Genomic DNA, 16,369 nt, shown 5'->3' on the forward strand with positions numbered 1-16,369 from the left:
CATGCGGATCGCCCGGCACGTCAGTGAGCTCATTGGCAATACCCCCCTGGTTCGGCTGAACTCTGTTGTCCCCCAGGGAGCCGGCACGGTCGCGGCGAAGATCGAGTACCTCAACCCCGGGGGCAGCGCCAAGGACCGCATCGCGATCAAGATGATCGACGCCGCCGAAGCCAGCGGTGAACTCAAGCCCGGCGGCACGATCGTCGAACCGACCTCGGGCAATACCGGGGTGGGGCTGGCTCTGATCGCCCAACAGCGCGGCTACAAGTGCATCTTCGTGTGCCCCGACAAGGTTGGCGAAGACAAGCGGAACGTGCTGCGCGCCTACGGCGCCGACGTGGTGGTATGTCCGACAGCGGTGCCACCCGACCATCCCGACAGTTACTACAGCGTGTCCGACCGGCTCGTCGGGGAGATCGACGGCGCGTGGAAACCCGACCAGTACTCCAACCCGATGGGCCCCGAGTCGCACTACGAGACCACCGGCCCGGAGATCTGGGCCGACACCGACGGCAAGGTGACCCATTTCGTGGCCGGCGTCGGCACCGGCGGCACCATCACCGGCGCAGGGCGCTACCTGAAGGAAGTGTCCGGCGGAACAGTCCGGATCGTCGGCGCCGACCCGGAGGGTTCGGTGTACTCCGGCGGCACCGGCAGGCCGTACCTGGTCGAGGGCGTCGGCGAAGACTTCTGGCCCGGCGCCTACGATCCCTCGGTTCCCGACGAGATCATCGCGGTCTCGGATGCCGACTCGTTCGAGATGACGCGGCGACTCGCCCGCGAAGAGGCCTTGCTGGTCGGCGGGTCCTGCGGCATGGCCGTCGTCGCCGCGATCAAGGTGGCCGAGCAGGCCGGCCCGGACTCGCTGGTGGTCGTGCTGTTGCCGGACGGCGGAAGAGGTTATCTGTCAAAGGTTTTCAACGACGATTGGATGTCCTCGTACGGGTTCCTGCGGAGCCGACTGGACGGTTCGGTGGAGGAGTCGACGGTGGGCGAGGTGCTCCGAGGCAAGTCGGGGGCGCTGCCGGACCTGGTGCACACCCACCCTTCGGAGACGGTGCGCGATGCTATCGGGATCCTGCGCGAGTACGGCGTCTCGCAGATGCCCGTCGTCGGCGCAGAGCCGCCGGTGATGGCCGGGGAGGTCGCGGGCAGCGTGTCGGAACGCGAACTGCTGTCCGCGGTGTTCGAGGGGCGGGCGAACCTCGCCGATGCGGTGGCCGAGCACATGAGTCCACCGCTGCCGCTGATCGGTGCCGGCGAACTGGTCAGCGCTGCGGCGAAGCAGCTGCGCGAATGCGACGCGGTGATGGTCGTCGAAGAGGGCAAGCCGGTCGGCGTACTGACTCGCCACGATCTGCTCGGATTCCTCTCCGACGGCAGTAGACGCCGCGTCCGCTAACGGTTCGCAGGCGTTTGGTCAGGGGGTCACGTTCCGGTCAGAACACCCTGCACAAGATCACTTCTCAGGTAGGGTAAGCACGCTCGTTTCAGCTAGGACACAGACTGGAAGCGTTCGTGACCGATGCACCGCTACCCCCGGCGGGTGGCTCTTCGCCACCGCCACAGGGCGGCGCGTCATTCGTTGGCGACGACCCGGCGACGGTGCTACCGACGGAGGCCTACACCGAGTGGTTCACCCGGGTGGTGGCGTGGCTGGTCGACTACATTCCGATCCTCTGCCTACTGGGGATCGGGTGGGGCGTGCTGCTCGGTACTCAGGAAACGGATTGCCTCACCGAGGTTTCCGGGTACGGCCTGAGTGAATCCTGCGCGAGGGGGGCGTCCACCGTCGGCCTGCTGACGATCGGCGTCACCTCGATTCTTGTGCTGACCTATGTGATCTGGAACTACGGCCACCGCCAGGGCACCACGGGCTCCAGCGTCGGCAAGTCGATCCTGAGATTCAAGGTAGTCAGCGAAAAGACCGGTGAACCAATCGGTTTCGCGATGTCGATCGTCCGGCAACTGGCCCACATCATCGACGCCGTGATCTGTTATATCGGTTTCTTGTTCCCGTTGTGGGACGCCAAGCGGCAGACGATCGCCGATAAAGTCATCGGCACCGTCTGCTTACCGTTGTAGTAGTCAACCGGGAAGGCCACATGTCCGATCAACCGCCCCCTCCGCCGGGAAACAACCCCCCGCCGCCGCCGGGAGGATATCCGCCGCCGCCCCCGCCAGGGGGCTACCCGCCGCCACCCTCGCCGGGCGGTTATCCGCCGCCTCCGCAGCAGGGTGGCTACCCGCCGCCGCCCGCGGGTGGATACCCGCCACCGCCGACCGGCGCCGGCTACCCGCCGCCGACGGGCGGCTATCCACCGGGCTGGGGTCCGGGTCATGGTGCAGGGCAGCAGGTCAACGTCGGCGATAGTTTCAACTGGGCGTTCGCCAAGTTCAAGGAGAACCCTGCAGCGCTGATCGTCCCGATGCTGGTCTACGTCCTGGTCATCGGGATTCTCTCCGCCATCGTCGTCGGCCTCATGTTCGCCACCGCGCCGGACTCGGTGACCACTTACGAGTCCTCTGAATACGGATTCGAGTACGAGACGAGTTCGTCGCTGGGAGGGACCAGTATCCTGGTCCTCATCGTCGGCTCGCTGGTGGGGTTGGTGGTTATCGCCGCGATCCACTCGGCGTACCTGGCAGGTGTGCTCGACATCGCGGACGGGCGACGGGTCACGATCGGGTCGTTCTTCAAGCCGCGCAACATCGTCAGCGTCATTCTGGCGACGCTGATCATCGGTATCCTGACGGCGATCGGCCAGATTGTCATCATCGGCGGGCTGGTCGTGGGACTCTTCACGGTCTTCGCCATCGTCGCCATCGTCGATCGCAACCTCTCACCGATCGACGGCATCAAGGCGAGTTTCCAGACGGTGAAGGACAATTTCGTACCCGGCCTTCTCACGTATCTGATGGTTGCGGTCATCACGTTCGTGGGCGCGCTGCTGTGCGGCATCGGACTGCTGGTTGCCGTCCCGCTGGCCGAGTTGTTCCTGGTGCATGCGTGGCGCAAGCTCAGCGGTGGTCAGGTCGCCGAGCTCAACCCGCAGCCCCTTCCGCCCGGGCCGCCGCCGCAGACCACTCCGCAGCAGTAGTCACCGGGTTCGCAACCAGGCTCACCGGAAGGCGCTGACACCGGTCAGCGCCTCTCCGATAACCATCTGGTGCACCTCCGAGGTGCCCTCGTAGGTCAACACCGACTCCAAGTTGTTGGCATGCCGGATCACCGGATACTCCAACGTGATCCCGTTGGCGCCCAACAGTGTTCGGCACTGACGGGCGATCTGGATCGCTTCCCGGACGTTGTTGAGCTTGCCGAGGCTCACCTGTTCGGGTCGGATTCTGCCTTCGTCCTTCAGCCGGCCCAGGTGAAGGGCCAGCAACTGCGCCTTGCCGAGTTCGACTGCCATGTCGGCGATCTTGGCCTGGGTCAGCTGGTAGGCAGCCAGCGGTTTGTCGAACACTTCGCGGCTACCGACGTAATCCAGCGCGGTCTGCAGACAGTCCCTGGCCGCGCCGACGCTGCCGAACACGATGCCGAACCGCGCTTCCGAAAGGCAGCTCAGCGGACCCGACAACCCGCGTGCCTCGGGCAGTTTCGCGTCGGCGGGCAGCCGGACGTCGTCCAGGTGAAGTTCCGAGGTGACCGAGGCCCGCAGCGACAACTTGTGTGTCATGTCGGTGGCAGAGAAGCCGGACGTGCCGGCGGGCACCAGAAATCCGATGATCCCCTCGCCGGAATTTTCGTGGCTGCGGGCCCACACGACCGCCACGTCGGCGACCGAGCCGTTGGTGATCCACATCTTCGATCCGTTGAGGATCCAGTCCGTGCCGTCCCGCTTTGCGGTCGTGCGCATTCCCGCGGGGTTCGACCCGAAGTCGGGCTCGGTCAATCCGAAGCATCCGATGGCCTCGCCGGTCGCCATCGCCGGCAGCCACTGGTTGCGCTGCTCCTCGCTGCCCCAGCGGTGGATGGCGAACATCGCCAACGAGCCCTGCACCGACACGAGGCTGCGCAGACCACTGTCGACGGCCTCGAGCTCTTGGCAGACCAGGCCGTACGCCGTCGCCGTCGAGCCGCCGCAGCCGTACCCCTTCAGGTGCATACCCAGCAGCCCGAGCTCACCGAAATCCGAGGCCAGCTCGCGGACCGGTACCTGACCGGTCTCGAACCACTCTGCGATGTAGGGCCGGAGCCGTTGTTCGCCGAAGCGGCGCACCGTTTGGCGCAACTCGACGTCCTCGGGCGACAGGTATGAATCCAACTCGAGCAGATCGTCGAGGCGGGTAACGGGGCTCATGGTCCATGTCTACACCGGCCCGTGCGTACCCCCGGCGTCGCTAGGCTGAGCGGTGATGACCGAGAACAGAAGGCACGGCCTGTCCACCAGGGCCATCCACGCCGTCCGGCCCGACCTGACCACCGGGGCGGTCAACGCCCCGATCTATGCCAGTTCGACGTTCGCGCAGGACGGCGTCGGCGGATTGCGCGACGGATACGAGTACGCCCGGACCGGCAATCCGACCCGGGCGGCGCTGGAGACGTCGCTGGCCGCAGTCGAAGCGGCCACCTACGGGCGGGCGTTCGCGTCCGGTATGGCCGCCACCGACTGCGCGCTGCGTGCGATTCTGCGGCCCGGCGATCACGTCGTGATGCCCGACGATGCCTACGGCGGAACGTTCCGGCTGATCGACAAGGTGTTCACCAAATGGGGCATCGACTACAGCGCAGTGTCGCTTGCCGACCTCGACGCGGTGCGCGCGGCGATCACGCCCAACACCCGGCTGATCCTGGTGGAGACGCCCACCAACCCGTTGTTGTCGATCGCCGACATCGCCGGGATCGCCCAACTCGCCGCGACCTCGAGCACGAAAGTGTTGGTGGACAACACGTTCGCCTCGCCGGCACTGCAGCAACCCCTGCTGTTGGGGGCGGACATCGTGTTGCACTCCACCACCAAGTACATCGGCGGGCATTCCGACGTGGTGGGTGGTGCGCTGCTGACCAACGACGAGGAACTCGACTCGGCGTTCGCATTCCTGCAGAACGGTGCGGGCGCGGTGCCCGGTCCGTTCGACGCCTACCTGACGCTGCGCGGATTGAAGACTCTGGTGCTGCGCATGCAGCGGCACAGCGACAACGCGGCGGTGATCGCCGAGTTCCTCGACGGTCATCCCGCGATCGAGACCGTGCTCTACCCGGGGTTGCCCGAGCATCCGGGGCACGAGGTAGCGGCCAGGCAGATGACCGGGTTCGGCGGCATGGTATCGGTGCGGCTGCGCGGGGGAGCGGATGCGGCACGTAAGTTCTGTTCGCGGACAGAGGTTTTCATCCTCGCCGAGTCGTTGGGCGGCGTCGAGTCATTGATCGAGCATCCCGGTGCGATGACCCACGCCTCCACGGCCGGTTCGCAGTTGGAGGTGCCCGACGACCTGGTGCGGCTGTCGGTCGGTATCGAGGACATCGCGGACCTGCTCGCCGATGTGGAGCAAGCGCTCAGTTAGCTGTACTGACCTGAGAGGTTAGGTATGCGGGTGGCGGGTGGTTGGCCGCCGAGTGCGGTGTGGCCGCGGTGATGATTGTAGGTGTGTAGCCATCTGGGGAACTCTTCGCAGCGTTCGGCGTCGCTGCGGTAGAGGCGGGCGTAGGCCCATTCATCGGCCAGGGTGCGGTGGAAGCGCTCGACCTTTCCGTTGGTCTGCGGCCGGTAGGGGCGGGTGCGGCGATGTTCGATCTCGCCGAGGGCATCCCGGAAGGTGTGCGACCGGTAGCATGATCCGTTGTCTGTTAACACTTTTCGTACTGTGAAGCCGCACTGGTTGAACCAGGCGTTCGCGCGTTGCCAGAACGCCGCGGCGGTTTCCTTGCGCTCATCTGTGAGTAGCTCGCTGTAGGCCAGGCGAGAGTGCGCATCGATGGCGGTGTGCAGGAAGTGATAGCCGCGCAGCGGATGGCGATACTTGCTGAGTTGCCCCGAGGTCTTGTCAGCCTGCGAGTGGCGATTGCCCACAGTCCGCCCGAGCATGCGCCAGCCGCCACCGGCGGGGATCTTGCCCAGCTTCTTGACATCGATGTGCACCAGATCGCCAGGGCGAGCCGACTCCATCCGGCGGATCACCCGTCCGGTCGGCCGGTCGAGCCACCGCAACTTGGCCAGGCCGTAGCGAGTCAGCACCCGATGCACGGTGGAGGGATGGATACCCAGCAGGTAACCGATGCGCGCTGGTCCCCAGCGGCGCAGCACCCGGACCTTGATGATGCGCCGCTCGGTACGTGTCGGTGTCTGGTTGGGGCTGCGATGCGGGCGCGAACTGCGATCAACCATGCCAGCCGGCCCCTGCTCGCGGTACCGACGAACCCAACGCTGCACGGTAGTCACCGCGACCTGGAATCGCTCAGCGGCGCGTCGATACGACCAGCCGTCGTCGACCACGCAACGGGCCAGGCGCAGACGACCGGTTTCTGATAAAGGGGCATTACTGTGGGACACGAAGACCTCCGAGATGAGTTGGTGCGTTTCTTAGCAGCTCGCACTTCACTCGGAGGTCTTCGTCATGTCACCTCGCCACGCCGTACCTAACGTCCGTGGTCAGTACAGTTAGCTGCGCAACAACGGGACTACGCCAGCGCCTGCCGCAACGCCGACGCGGTGATCGCCAGGTTCACTTCGGGCAGCCCGGTCGGGTACTCGTCGACCCAACTGCCCAGTGAGATCTCGCCCGCCCGCGCGTGCACCCACCGCCATCCGCGGTCGTTGAGGCTCAGCAGCGCACCCAGTCCGTCGACCGCATGCAGCAGCGAGATGATCGCCGCCGTCGTCGGTGTGGGCGGCTGGCGGTCGAACAGTGCCGACAACAGCGCCGAACGGGCCCACCCGGCGCGGTCGCGGTTGGTCAGCGGCCACGCGAAGTCGTGGCCGAATCGCTTGTCCGGCAATGGGACACACCGAATCTGCCCGGTGCGCTCCAATTGGCCGGCGATATGGCCCTCGGTGTGCTTGGCCAGCCGCTTCACCGCCGTTTTTGGGCGCAGCGGGCGACGCTGCAACAGTTGGAACGCCGGCTCGGCCACCGGGTCCATCACGCCCGGCACCGACAACGCGATCAGGTAACCGCGTTCGACGGCCTCACCGTCGATCGACGGCCGGATGCGGCAGGCGTGCGCCAGATCGAGCAGGACCGCGGCCGACAGCACCCGCTCGCGGCGGTGACGGTCCAGAACCGGCTGCGCGGACGCGTTGTCGACCAACAGGAGGAACAGGTCCTCGGCGATCTGCGCCATGAGCGGATGCTAAACCGCACCGCGCCGGGGCGCGTATTCAGCTGGGGCGCCGGGGCGCGTATTCAGCTGGGGCGCCGGGGCGCGTATTCAGCTGGGGCGCCGGGGCGCGTATTCAGCTGGCGGCTGTGTCAGGCGTGGTACGGCTCGGCCTCGAGTAGCTTCACCTTGACCGTGCTGCCGCTGGGCACCGTGTATGTGCGCACGTCACCGACCTTCGCGTCGATGAGCGCCTCGCCCAGCGGTGACTTCGGCGAGTACACCTCGAGCTTGCCGTCGCTGATGCCCTCCTGGCGGGTGGCGATCAGGAACGTCTCGGTGTCGCTCTCGTCGTCGCCGTACTGCACTTTGACCACCGAACCGGGCAGCGCGACGCCGGACTGCTTGGGCGCCTCACCGACCTTGGCGTTGTTGAGCAGCTCCTGCAGCTGACGGATTCGCGCTTCCTGCTGACCCTGTTCCTCACGAGCGGCGTGGTAACCGCCGTTCTCGCGCAGGTCACCCTCTTCGCGGCGGTCGTTGATCTCGGCGGCGATGATGGGCCGGTTGGCGATCAGCTGGTCGAGCTCCGCCTTCAACCGGTCGTATGCCTCCTGCGTCAGCCAGGTGACCTGCGTGTCGGTCATGTCGTCGCGCTCCTGTCTATCTAGGTCTTGCGGTGTTCTCGCGCTGTTCTCGCGTAAGAAGTCTGGTGGTACGGCGCCGGAAGCTTGACGTGTATTGCCGCGTTCCTGAGGTCCTAATCAAGAGGGCTGATCAGAGCACCAAATGCAGCAATACACGGCCCCAGCAGGAACCGTGTACTCGAACCATGATAGCACCGCGAAGACAGCTGTTCGTCATGTATTCGCAGTTCGCCGTTTGTTGTGCCGCTCGAATCATCGTGATTTCAGGGGCTCACCAGATACGGCGGCACATCGGTGCCGCATCCGTAAATATCCCCGATGACGGGCTGGCGGGTGGCCTTCACGGGCGCAGTCACCTGAACGGTCGTTTGCGTCGACGGAGGCACCAGCACCTCGCGCCGGCCGGTCTCTGCGCCGTCGATCGACCGGGCCCGAATAATGCACACCACCGGCCGAGACGGGTCCTCGCGGGTGACGCTGATCGTCACCGAAACGGTCTCGTCGTCGATCAACCGGTACGCGCTCAGCTCACCCGTGACATCGTCGCTGCCGAACCGACCGAACGCCACTATCGCCACTGCGACACCGGCCGCCAGCGCGAGCACCGTGAACCCGACGGTGATCCACCGGCGGTGCCGGCGGGACAGCCGCTGGCGGCCGTAGCGCTCGGCGGGACGCTCGATCATCTGGTTTTCTGGGCTCCCCGTCGGATGGATCTACAGAACTGGAACTATAGGGCTGTCCCGATGGGTTGTTATCCCCCGGAGACGACGGATCGCGATAGTCGCGAGAGTGAGGCAGAGCAGGTTGAGCGAACTGCGGTTGATGGCCGTGCACGCCCACCCGGACGACGAGTCCAGCAAGGGCGCCGCCACGATGGCCCGATACGCGGACGAGGGTGTCCGCGTGCTCGTGGTGACGCTGACAGGAGGCGAGCGCGGCGACATCCTCAACCCGGCCATGGACCTGCCCGAGGTGCACGGCCGGATGGCCGAGATCCGGCGCGACGAAATGGCGAAGGCCGCCGAGATCCTCGGGGTGGAGCATCACTGGCTCGGTTTCGTCGACTCGGGCCTGCCCGAAGGCGATCCACCACCGCCGCTGCCCGACGGCTGCCTGGGCGTCGTGCCGCTCGAGCAGCCGGCCGAGGCGCTGGTCCGCGTCGTCCGCGAGTTTCGGCCGCACGTCATGACCACCTACGACGAGAACGGCGGCTATCCGCATCCGGATCACATCCGATGCCATCAGGTGTCGATGGCCGCCTACGAGGCCGCCGGTGACTATCGTTTGTTCCCCGACGCCGGTGAACCGTGGAACATCCAGAAGCTCTACTACACCCATGGTTTCCTGCGGCAACGGATGCAACTGCTGCAGGACGAGTTCGCCAAGCACGGTGAGGTGGGCCCGTTCGAGAAGTGGCTCAAGCACTGGGATCCCGATCACGACATTTTCGCCAAGCGGGTGACGACCCGAATCGAGTGCGCCAAGTACTTCGCGCTGCGTGACGATGCGCTGCGCGCCCACGCCACCCAGATCGATCCCAACGGCGACTTCTTCCGCGCGCCGATCGAATGGCAGCAGCGGCTCTGGCCGACCGAGGAGTTCGAGCTGGCCCGGTCCCGGGTGCCGGTGTCGCTGCCGGAGGACGACCTCTTCGCCGGGATCGAGGACCGATGAACCTGATGCTCACCGTCGTCCTGCTGGCGCAGGAGCAGCCCCGGGAGACCGGTCCGGATTTCGGCAAGGCGAGCCCGCTCGGCCTGCTGGTCATCGTCCTGCTGCTGATCGGAACGTTCCTCCTGGTCCGGTCGATGAACCGGCACCTGCGAAAGGTGCCGAAGTCGTTCGAGCCGGGTGGCGCGGACGCGGATCCGACCGTTGGGCCGCCGACTGACTCCGAGGCGCCGAGCGAATCCGAAGCGCCGCCCGACGAGACGAAACGTGAGCCCGGCGGCTGATAGTTGGGCGGTCTTGCGGACGCTAAGAGGTTGATCACCCGCACCTGCTGCGGGCGATCAACCCGTTAGAGCGCACGACTTCCGAGTGGCAGGGTTGAGGTATGCCGAACCACCTCGCCCGGGCCACCAGTCCGTATCTGCGCCAGCACGCCGACAACCCGGTGCACTGGCAGGAGTGGACGCCCGAGGCGCTGGCCGAGGCGGCCGGTCGCGACGTGCCGATCCTGCTGTCGATCGGCTACGCCGCGTGCCACTGGTGCCACGTGATGGCGCACGAGTCGTTCGCCGACGACGAGGTCGCTGCGGCGATGAACGACGGGTTCGTCTGCATCAAGGTCGACCGCGAGGAGCGCCCCGACCTCGATGCGGTGTACATGAACGCAACCGTCGCCCTGACCGGACAGGGCGGCTGGCCGATGACCTGCTTCCTCACCCCCGACGGCAGGCCGTTCTTCTGCGGGACCTACTACCCCAAGCGCACTTTCCTGCAACTGTTGGCCGCGGTGAGCGACACCTGGCGCAACCGTCGCGGCGAAGTGGAGGAGGCGTCGGACAAGATCACCGACGAGCTGCGGTCGATGGCGTCGGGCCTTCCGGGCGGCGGTCCGCCGATGCAGCCGGCCCTGTGTGATCACGCCGTCGCCACGGTGCTGCAGGACGAGGACGTCGTGCGCGGCGGATTCGCCACCAATCCGGCTGGCGCGCCGAAGTTTCCGCCGTCTGCGTTGCTCGAGGCGCTGCTGCGCAACCACGAACGCACCGGCGACATCATGCCCATGGAGACCGTGGAGCGCACCTGTAGCGCAATGGCCCGCGGCGGCATCTACGACCAGTTGGCGGGCGGGTTCGCCCGTTACAGTGTCGACGCGTCCTGGGTGGTACCGCATTTCGAGAAGATGTTGTACGACAACGCGCTGCTGCTGCGGGCCTACGCACATTGGGCGCGGCGCACGGCAAATCCTCTGGCGCACAAGGTGGCTGCTGAGACCGCAGCTTTCATGATCGGCGAACTCGGCGCCGACGGCATGTTCACTTCGTCGCTGGACGCCGACGCCGCCGGGGTGGAAGGCCTGACGTACGTGTTTACCCCCGCGCAGTTGACCGAAGTGCTCGGTGCCGACGACGGACGTTGGGCCGCGGAACTTTTCGAAGTCACTGAGGAGGGTACCTTCGAACACGGCGCCTCGGTGCTGCAGTTACCTCGCGACCCCGACGACCCGGAACGGTTCGTCAAGGTGCGGACTGCCCTGCTGGCGGCCAGGGTCACCCGACCGCAACCGAGCCGTGACGACAAGGTCGTCACCGCGTGGAACGGGCTGGCGATCACCGCACTCGCCGAAGCGAGCGTCGCGCTCGACCGGCCCGAATTCCTCGACGCCGCAACGCAATGCGCGCACGCCGTCTGGAATCTGCACATGTCCGACGGCAGACTGCGGCGTGCGAGCCTCGGCGGCCTGGTCGGCGACAGTGCGGCGATCCTCGAGGACCACGCCGCGCTGGCCACCGGGCTGCTGACCCTGCATCAGATGACCGGTGACGCGGCCTGGCTGGATGCGGGATCTACGCTGCTCGACATCGCGCTCGACCACTTCGCCGACCCGGACCGCCCCGGCCGGTGGTTCGACACCGCCGACGACGCCGAGGCGTTGATGGTGCGGCCCGCAGATCCGCTCGACGGCGCGACGCCCTCGGGTGCCTCGCTGATCGCTGAGGCGCTGCTCGTGGCCGCCCATCTCGCACCGGCGGAGTCGGCCGACCGCTACGCCGCTGCGGCCGAGGCGACCCTGGCTGCCGCCACGCCGATTCTGACCCGGCTGCCGCGCTCGGGCGGGCACTGGCTCGCCGTCGCTGAAGCGGCCGTGCGCGGGCCGCTCCAGATCGCGGTCGCGTGCGAGCCCGGACACTCGGAGCTGCTGGCGGCCGCGCGCCGACTCGCCCCGGGAGGAGCTGTCGTCGTCGGCGGGCCGGTGAACTCGTCGCAGCTGCTGATCGACCGCGACCGCGTCGACGGAGCCGACGCCGCCTACGTCTGCCGCGGCAGGACCTGCGACCGGCCGGTCACGTCCGCGTCGGAACTGGCTGCTGCACTGAGTGCCTCCGTGTAGCCTTCGGCGCATGTCGACCCCCGAGGACAACGCCAAGACCGTCAACCGCTACCTCGAGCTGGCCGCCCAGGGCAAGGCCGATGATATCGCCGAGCTCTACGCCGACGATGCGACCGTCGAGGACCCGGTCGGCAGCGAGGTGCACATCGGCCGCCAGGCGATCCGCGGCTTCTACGACGCGCTTCCGACGATGGGCGCACAGGCTGACGTCGTGACGCTGCGGACGCTCGGCAACGAGGCCGCGTTCTTCTGGGCGCTCACGATCAATCTCGGCGAGAACAAGATGCGCATCGAGATCATCAGCGTCATGACCTTCAACGAGGACGGCAAGATCGCGTCGATGAAGGCCTACTGGACACCGGAGAACGTCACCCAGCTTTAGAAGACGGCGAACCACATCGCGATGTAGTGGCAGATCGCCGCGACCGCGGTGCATGCGTGGAAGAACTCATGGTGGCCGAACACCGACGGCCACGGGTCGGGCCACTTGAGCGCGTACAGCACACCGCCGATGCTGTATAGCGCGCCGCCGACGATCAGCAGCACCAGCGCGGCGACGCCCGCGCCCTGGGTGATCGGGCCGACGAACCACGCCGCCACCCAACCGAGCAGGATGTAGAGCGGCACGCCCACCCACCGCGGCGCCGACGGCCAGAAACACTTGAGCAGCACGCCCGCGATCGCGCCGCCCCAGACGATCCAGAACAACACCATGCCGTCGCCCGAGGGCAGCGCCAGCAGAGCGAACGGCGTGTAGCTACCCGCGATGAACACGAAGATCATCGAGTGGTCGAGGCGCTTCATCCACTTACGCGCCGTCTCGTTCTTCCAGTTCACCCGGTGGTAGGCACCGCTGACGGTGAACATTGCGACGATCGTCAGGGTGTAGATCAGCGTCGCGATCCCGGCGCGGGTCGACTGCAGCGACCACGACACCGACACCAGCGTGGCGCCGCAGATCGCCGCGACCACCGCCGCGTACACGTGAATCCAGCCGCGGGCGCGCGGTTTGCCGATGAAATTGGCGACGCCGTCGACGACGGCTTCCGGGAGATCCTCAGCGTGGCCGTGCGGCTTGCGGGACCGGTCGGAATCGGTGGCGTCGATGGATCGGGTCATGTCACCTCCACTAATGCCATGGGGGTTTGTGAACCTCACAGTAGTCTGGATCCTCGTGGAGCTCATTCCGCCGCGCCTCAAAGAGCCGGCCTACCGGCTGTATGAGCTGCGGTTGCGCCAGGAGCTGGCGCGGGCCAAATCCCAACTGCCGCGCCATATTGCCGTGTTGTGTGACGGCAACCGGAGGTGGGCACGTGACCTTGGCCACGATGACGTCAGCGTCGGCTACCGGATGGGCGCCCGCAAGATCGCCGAAATGCTGCGCTGGTGCCAGGACGCAGGGGTCGAGATGGCCACCGTGTATCTGCTGTCCACCGAGAACCTGCAGCGCGCACCTGACGAGCTGTCCCCGCTGATCGAGATCATCACCGACGTCGTCGAGGAGATCTGTGCGCCCGCCAACCATTGGAGCGTGCGCACCGTCGGGGACCTGGAGCTGATCGGCGAGGAGCCCGCCCGGCGGCTGCGTGACGCCGTTGAATCGACGGATGCGGCTCCGGGATGCTTTCACGTCAATCTCGCCGTCGGCTACGGCGGACGCCAGGAGATCGTCGACGCCGTCCGGCAACTGCTCGGCAAGGAACTGGCCAACGGCGTCTCCGGGGAACAGCTGATCGAGGCCGTCACCATCGACGCGATCTCGGAGAACCTCTACACCTCGGGACAACCCGACCCCGACCTCGTCATCCGCACGTCGGGGGAGCAGCGGCTGTCGGGCTTCCTGTTGTGGCAGAGCGCGTATTCGGAGATGTGGTTCACCGAGGCCTACTGGCCGGCGTTCCGGCGCGTCGACTTCCTGCGTGCCCTGCGGGACTACACCGCGCGCCACCGCCGCTATGGCATGTGATCGGCTCAGCCGATGTGGCATGTGATGGGACACTGAACCCATGGCTGCGCTGTCAGCAGTGGTCTTCGCGCTCAGCTGGTGGTTGGGCCTGTACCTGCTGGCGCGCGACCCGCGCAAACCCGAGCTGGTCCTGGCCGCGATCGGGCTGACAAGTTTCGCAGCGGTCGTCGCGCTGGATGCCGTGCGGACGACGAGCGGCTCCGAGGTGCTCAGCCGCATCGAGATCTACCTTGTCGCTGTGCCGGGCGTCGCGTGGTTCGCGGTGCTCGTGGAGCTGTCGCGGCCACGCGACACGTGGCGTAGCCGCGCGGGCGAGATCGTGCTCGTCGTCGGCGTCGCGGCCGTGGCGCTCACCGGGGCCGCAATGGCGGGCAGCGTCGACGGTCCGGTGCGACTCGGGCACTGGGTGATGTTCGCCGCGATCTCGCTTTCGGTGTTGGGCGCGATGATCAACGCGGTGCTACGCCGGTGGCAACCCGGCCCGGTGGTGGGTTTCGTCGTCATCGCGACGCTGTTCTTCGCGTTGGGCAACGCGAACCTGGTCATCCCGCTGGGCCTGGTGCCGAGTTGGCTGGCGTTGGCGTCCACCGGGTTCGACGTCGCACTGTTGGGCATCGCGGTCGCCATCGGCGACGCGTTTGACGAGGGTCAGGCGTTGCGTGCCGACATGCTGCGCTCGTTCGCCGCGACCGCCGTGGTGGCGGTGCTGTTCGGCGGGCAGGCGCTGATCGGGCTGGCCGTCACCGGGCACGACACCGCGCTGACGGTGCTGCTGTTCACCAGCCTGGGCATCGCGATCGCGATCAACGTGCTCGCCGATCCGCTGGCCGGCGTCCTCGACCGGTTGGCGTTCTCCCGGTCGCCCGCCCTGCGCGCCGATCGGGCCGCGCTGCGCCGCACCGAGGCGGCGCTGCCGCTGCGGTCGGCCAACCCGCTCGACGGCATCGACGACGACACCTTCGCCCGGCTCACCCGGCGCGCGCTCGGCCACTACGGCGATCTGTCCAAGCTGGTCGCCAGCCCGTTGACAGCCCTGCCGATCATCGACGAGCGCCTGGCCGCCCGCGGCGCGCCCGACCAACCGCTGGAGCGTGCCAACGAACTCAAGGCGCTGTTGGCCGACCGCATCGCCCGGCTCAAACCGCGCGACGGCAGCGAGTTCGGCACCACCGAACAGTGGCGGTACTACAACTCGCTGTACTTCCCGTACGTCGTCGGGGTGCGGGCCTACGCCCAGAACGCCACGGCGGCGGGGCTCGACCCGGTGGCGCGGCAGGCCTGGCAGTGGTTCGTCACCGAGGTGCCGCAGCGCTCGCTGCACAACTGGCAGAACGCTGCCGCGCGCCTGATCGCCGCCGACCTACGCGGCAGCCTGGTCGCCGCCCAGGATTGACTACCGCCCTGACCTGCAATTGGCAGTAACTGGCAGCGTTCTGCGTCGATCTGGCAGCGGTATCTGCGCATCGTCGGTGACATGACCACCACAACCACCCGTCCCCTGGAGGACCGCAGCGATGAGGTCGCCGGCGACGCCCTACTGCGTTTCGCGCTGAGGGCCGACGCGACGCTGTGCGCGGGCATCGGACTGGTCATCGCCATGGCCGCCGACCCGCTGTCCCGAGTGTCCGGTCTGTCGGCCACCAGCGAGTGGATCGCCGGTGCCGCGCTCGTCGGCTACGGCGCCGCGCTGTTCCTGGCCGCCGGAGTGCACGACGTCCGGCGCGTCGGCCTCGGCGTGCTCGTCGGCAACGTCGTGTTCGCGGTGGCGATCGGCGTGGTGCTGGTCGCCGGCTGGCTGCCGCTGACAGAACTCGGGGTCGTCGGCACCGTCGCGTTCACCGCCGTCACCCTCGCCTTTGCCTATGCCCAGTACCTCGGGGTGCGTCGCCTGACGTGACCCCCTCATGACTGGTCCGGAGCCGCCGTCGTCAGAGGTTGCGGCGTCGGCTCCGGAACGGTCCCTCACCACCCCACCGAAAGGAATCACACCGATGACCGCACTCAGCACTATGCGATTGAACGAGTCGACCGACTCACTGCTGCGCTTCGCCCTGCGCGCCGACGCGACCTGCAGCTTGCTCATGGGTATCGCCGGTATTCCGCTGGCGGGCTGGATGGCCGAGATATCGGGCACCACAAAGGCGTTCGAGTACTCCGTGAGCGCGCTCTTCATGGTGTTCGCGGTGGCGGTGTTCGCGCTCGCCGCACTGCCGTCGGTGAAACTGCCCGGTATCGCGGTGGCCGTCGGCAACGTGGTGTTCACGATCGCGGCCGTCGGCTTGGTGCTCGCCGACGTGTTTCCGTTGACCACCACGGGTGTGGTGCTCACGCTGGCCGCCGGTGTCTACACGCTGGGCATGGCCGAACTGCAATATCAAGGCGTGCGCCGCATCAAAGCGTGACCGCTGACCGCTGCGCCTGCGCGAGTG

18 protein-coding genes are annotated in these 16,369 nt (G+C 67.1%); 12 read left to right on the top strand and 6 right to left on the bottom strand.

Features of this window, described 5'->3' with window-relative positions; translation table 11 throughout:
* Position 1 precedes the first annotated feature (1 nt).
* From G6N18_RS21780 to G6N18_RS21790, 3 genes are all read left to right on the top strand, one after another.
* Positions 2–1,402, top strand: a complete 1,401-nt coding sequence (locus tag G6N18_RS21780) for a cystathionine beta-synthase (protein WP_083007389.1) — start codon at positions 2–4, stop codon at positions 1,400–1,402.
* A 116-nt stretch (positions 1,403–1,518) separates the two neighbouring features.
* A complete protein-coding gene (locus G6N18_RS21785; RefSeq protein ID WP_083007392.1) occupies positions 1,519–2,085 on the top strand; it encodes an Rv1078 family RDD domain-containing protein in 567 nt (188 codons plus the stop codon).
* Positions 2,086–2,105: 20 nt separating this feature from the next.
* Positions 2,106–3,101 (top strand): DUF2189 domain-containing protein, encoded by a 996-nt coding sequence (locus tag G6N18_RS21790; RefSeq protein ID WP_163689970.1) that lies wholly within the window; start codon positions 2,106–2,108, stop codon positions 3,099–3,101.
* Positions 3,102–3,122: 21 nt separating this feature from the next.
* Here G6N18_RS21790 and G6N18_RS21795 read toward each other — a convergent pair whose 3' ends face one another.
* The gene (locus G6N18_RS21795) at positions 3,123–4,307 is read right to left on the bottom strand and encodes an acyl-CoA dehydrogenase family protein (protein ID WP_083007397.1); all 1,185 of its coding nucleotides are present in this window, start codon (positions 4,305–4,307) and stop codon (positions 3,123–3,125) included.
* A gap of 55 nt (positions 4,308–4,362) precedes the next feature.
* Between G6N18_RS21795 and G6N18_RS21800 the strand changes: the two genes are divergently transcribed.
* Entirely contained in the window at positions 4,363–5,511 is a 1,149-nt protein-coding gene (locus G6N18_RS21800) for a cystathionine gamma-synthase (protein WP_083007400.1), read from the top strand.
* Here G6N18_RS21800 and G6N18_RS21805 read toward each other — a convergent pair.
* From G6N18_RS21805 to G6N18_RS21820, 4 genes are all read right to left on the bottom strand, one after another.
* Positions 5,508–6,497 carry an IS481 family transposase gene (locus G6N18_RS21805; protein WP_163689972.1) on the bottom strand — a complete coding sequence of 330 codons (990 nt, stop codon included), beginning with the start codon at positions 6,495–6,497 and terminating at the stop codon, positions 5,508–5,510. The two genes, G6N18_RS21800 and G6N18_RS21805, sit on opposite strands and share 4 nt — an antisense overlap.
* Before the next feature lie 128 nt (positions 6,498–6,625).
* Entirely contained in the window at positions 6,626–7,288 is a 663-nt protein-coding gene (locus G6N18_RS21810) for a GOLPH3/VPS74 family protein (RefSeq protein WP_083001671.1), read from the bottom strand.
* A gap of 128 nt (positions 7,289–7,416) precedes the next feature.
* A complete protein-coding gene (gene greA, locus G6N18_RS21815) occupies positions 7,417–7,911 on the bottom strand; it encodes a transcription elongation factor GreA (protein WP_067221419.1) in 495 nt (164 codons plus the stop codon).
* A gap of 263 nt (positions 7,912–8,174) precedes the next feature.
* Positions 8,175–8,597 (bottom strand): DUF4307 domain-containing protein, encoded by a 423-nt coding sequence (locus G6N18_RS21820; protein ID WP_083001672.1) that lies wholly within the window; start codon positions 8,595–8,597, stop codon positions 8,175–8,177.
* A gap of 121 nt (positions 8,598–8,718) precedes the next feature.
* Here G6N18_RS21820 and mca point away from each other — a divergent pair, with 121 nt between their 5' ends.
* The 4 genes from mca to G6N18_RS21840 all read left to right on the top strand — a co-directional run bounded on the left by mca (position 8,719) and on the right by G6N18_RS21840 (position 12,356).
* Entirely contained in the window at positions 8,719–9,588 is an 870-nt protein-coding gene (mca, locus tag G6N18_RS21825; protein ID WP_083001674.1) for a mycothiol conjugate amidase Mca, read from the top strand.
* Positions 9,585–9,869, top strand: a complete 285-nt coding sequence (locus G6N18_RS21830; protein ID WP_083001676.1) for a hypothetical protein — start codon at positions 9,585–9,587, stop codon at positions 9,867–9,869. Before mca ends, G6N18_RS21830 begins: the two co-directional genes overlap by 4 nt.
* A 101-nt stretch (positions 9,870–9,970) precedes the next feature.
* On the top strand, positions 9,971–11,974 hold the full coding sequence (locus tag G6N18_RS21835) for a thioredoxin domain-containing protein (protein ID WP_083001678.1): 2,004 nt from the start codon (positions 9,971–9,973) through the stop codon (positions 11,972–11,974).
* Positions 11,975–11,984: 10 nt separating this feature from the next.
* Positions 11,985–12,356, top strand: coding sequence for a nuclear transport factor 2 family protein (locus tag G6N18_RS21840; RefSeq protein ID WP_067221432.1), 372 nt, complete (start codon positions 11,985–11,987; stop codon positions 12,354–12,356).
* Here the strand turns inward: G6N18_RS21840 and trhA are convergent.
* Positions 12,353–13,093, bottom strand: a complete 741-nt coding sequence (trhA, locus tag G6N18_RS21845; protein WP_083001680.1) for a PAQR family membrane homeostasis protein TrhA — start codon at positions 13,091–13,093, stop codon at positions 12,353–12,355. The genes G6N18_RS21840 and trhA overlap by 4 nt on opposite strands.
* Before the next feature lie 55 nt (positions 13,094–13,148).
* Between trhA and G6N18_RS21850 the strand changes: the two genes are divergently transcribed.
* From G6N18_RS21850 to G6N18_RS21865, 4 genes are all read left to right on the top strand, one after another.
* Positions 13,149–13,940, top strand: coding sequence for a (2Z,6E)-farnesyl diphosphate synthase (locus G6N18_RS21850; protein ID WP_083001880.1), 792 nt, complete (start codon positions 13,149–13,151; stop codon positions 13,938–13,940).
* 40 nt (positions 13,941–13,980) lie between these two features.
* Positions 13,981–15,333 carry a hypothetical protein gene (locus G6N18_RS21855; protein WP_083001681.1) on the top strand — a complete coding sequence of 451 codons (1,353 nt, stop codon included), beginning with the start codon at positions 13,981–13,983 and terminating at the stop codon, positions 15,331–15,333.
* An 81-nt stretch (positions 15,334–15,414) separates the two neighbouring features.
* Positions 15,415–15,837: a hypothetical protein gene (locus G6N18_RS21860; RefSeq protein WP_083001683.1), complete on the top strand. Its 423-nt coding sequence runs from the start codon at positions 15,415–15,417 to the stop codon at positions 15,835–15,837.
* Positions 15,838–15,931: 94 nt separating this feature from the next.
* The gene (locus G6N18_RS21865; protein ID WP_083001685.1) at positions 15,932–16,342 is read left to right on the top strand and encodes a hypothetical protein; all 411 of its coding nucleotides are present in this window, start codon (positions 15,932–15,934) and stop codon (positions 16,340–16,342) included.
* Positions 16,343–16,369 lie beyond the last annotated feature (27 nt).

The sequence above is a fragment of the Mycolicibacterium celeriflavum genome (assembly GCF_010731795.1).
Lineage (GTDB): Bacteria > Actinomycetota > Actinomycetes > Mycobacteriales > Mycobacteriaceae > Mycobacterium > Mycobacterium celeriflavum.

Bases quoted from the DNA above. Each gene is read 5' to 3' on its own strand.
- G6N18_RS21860 (WP_083001683.1), top strand. From the start codon at position 15,415: ATGACCACCACAACCACCCGTCCCCTGGAGGACCGCAGCGATGAGGTC.
- trhA (WP_083001680.1), bottom strand. From the start codon at position 13,093: ATGACCCGATCCATCGACGCCACCGATTCCGACCGGTCCCGCAAGCCG.
- G6N18_RS21780 (WP_083007389.1), top strand. From the start codon at position 2: ATGCGGATCGCCCGGCACGTCAGTGAGCTCATTGGCAATACCCCCCTG.
- G6N18_RS21865 (WP_083001685.1), top strand. From the start codon at position 15,932: ATGACCGCACTCAGCACTATGCGATTGAACGAGTCGACCGACTCACTG.
- G6N18_RS21830 (WP_083001676.1), top strand. From the start codon at position 9,585: ATGAACCTGATGCTCACCGTCGTCCTGCTGGCGCAGGAGCAGCCCCGG.
- G6N18_RS21795 (WP_083007397.1), bottom strand. From the start codon at position 4,307: ATGAGCCCCGTTACCCGCCTCGACGATCTGCTCGAGTTGGATTCATAC.
- G6N18_RS21835 (WP_083001678.1), top strand. From the start codon at position 9,971: ATGCCGAACCACCTCGCCCGGGCCACCAGTCCGTATCTGCGCCAGCAC.
- G6N18_RS21855 (WP_083001681.1), top strand. From the start codon at position 13,981: ATGGCTGCGCTGTCAGCAGTGGTCTTCGCGCTCAGCTGGTGGTTGGGC.
- greA (WP_067221419.1), bottom strand. From the start codon at position 7,911: ATGACCGACACGCAGGTCACCTGGCTGACGCAGGAGGCATACGACCGG.
- G6N18_RS21840 (WP_067221432.1), top strand. From the start codon at position 11,985: ATGTCGACCCCCGAGGACAACGCCAAGACCGTCAACCGCTACCTCGAG.
- G6N18_RS21810 (WP_083001671.1), bottom strand. From the start codon at position 7,288: ATGGCGCAGATCGCCGAGGACCTGTTCCTCCTGTTGGTCGACAACGCG.
- G6N18_RS21800 (WP_083007400.1), top strand. From the start codon at position 4,363: ATGACCGAGAACAGAAGGCACGGCCTGTCCACCAGGGCCATCCACGCC.
- G6N18_RS21820 (WP_083001672.1), bottom strand. From the start codon at position 8,597: ATGATCGAGCGTCCCGCCGAGCGCTACGGCCGCCAGCGGCTGTCCCGC.
- G6N18_RS21790 (WP_163689970.1), top strand. From the start codon at position 2,106: ATGTCCGATCAACCGCCCCCTCCGCCGGGAAACAACCCCCCGCCGCCG.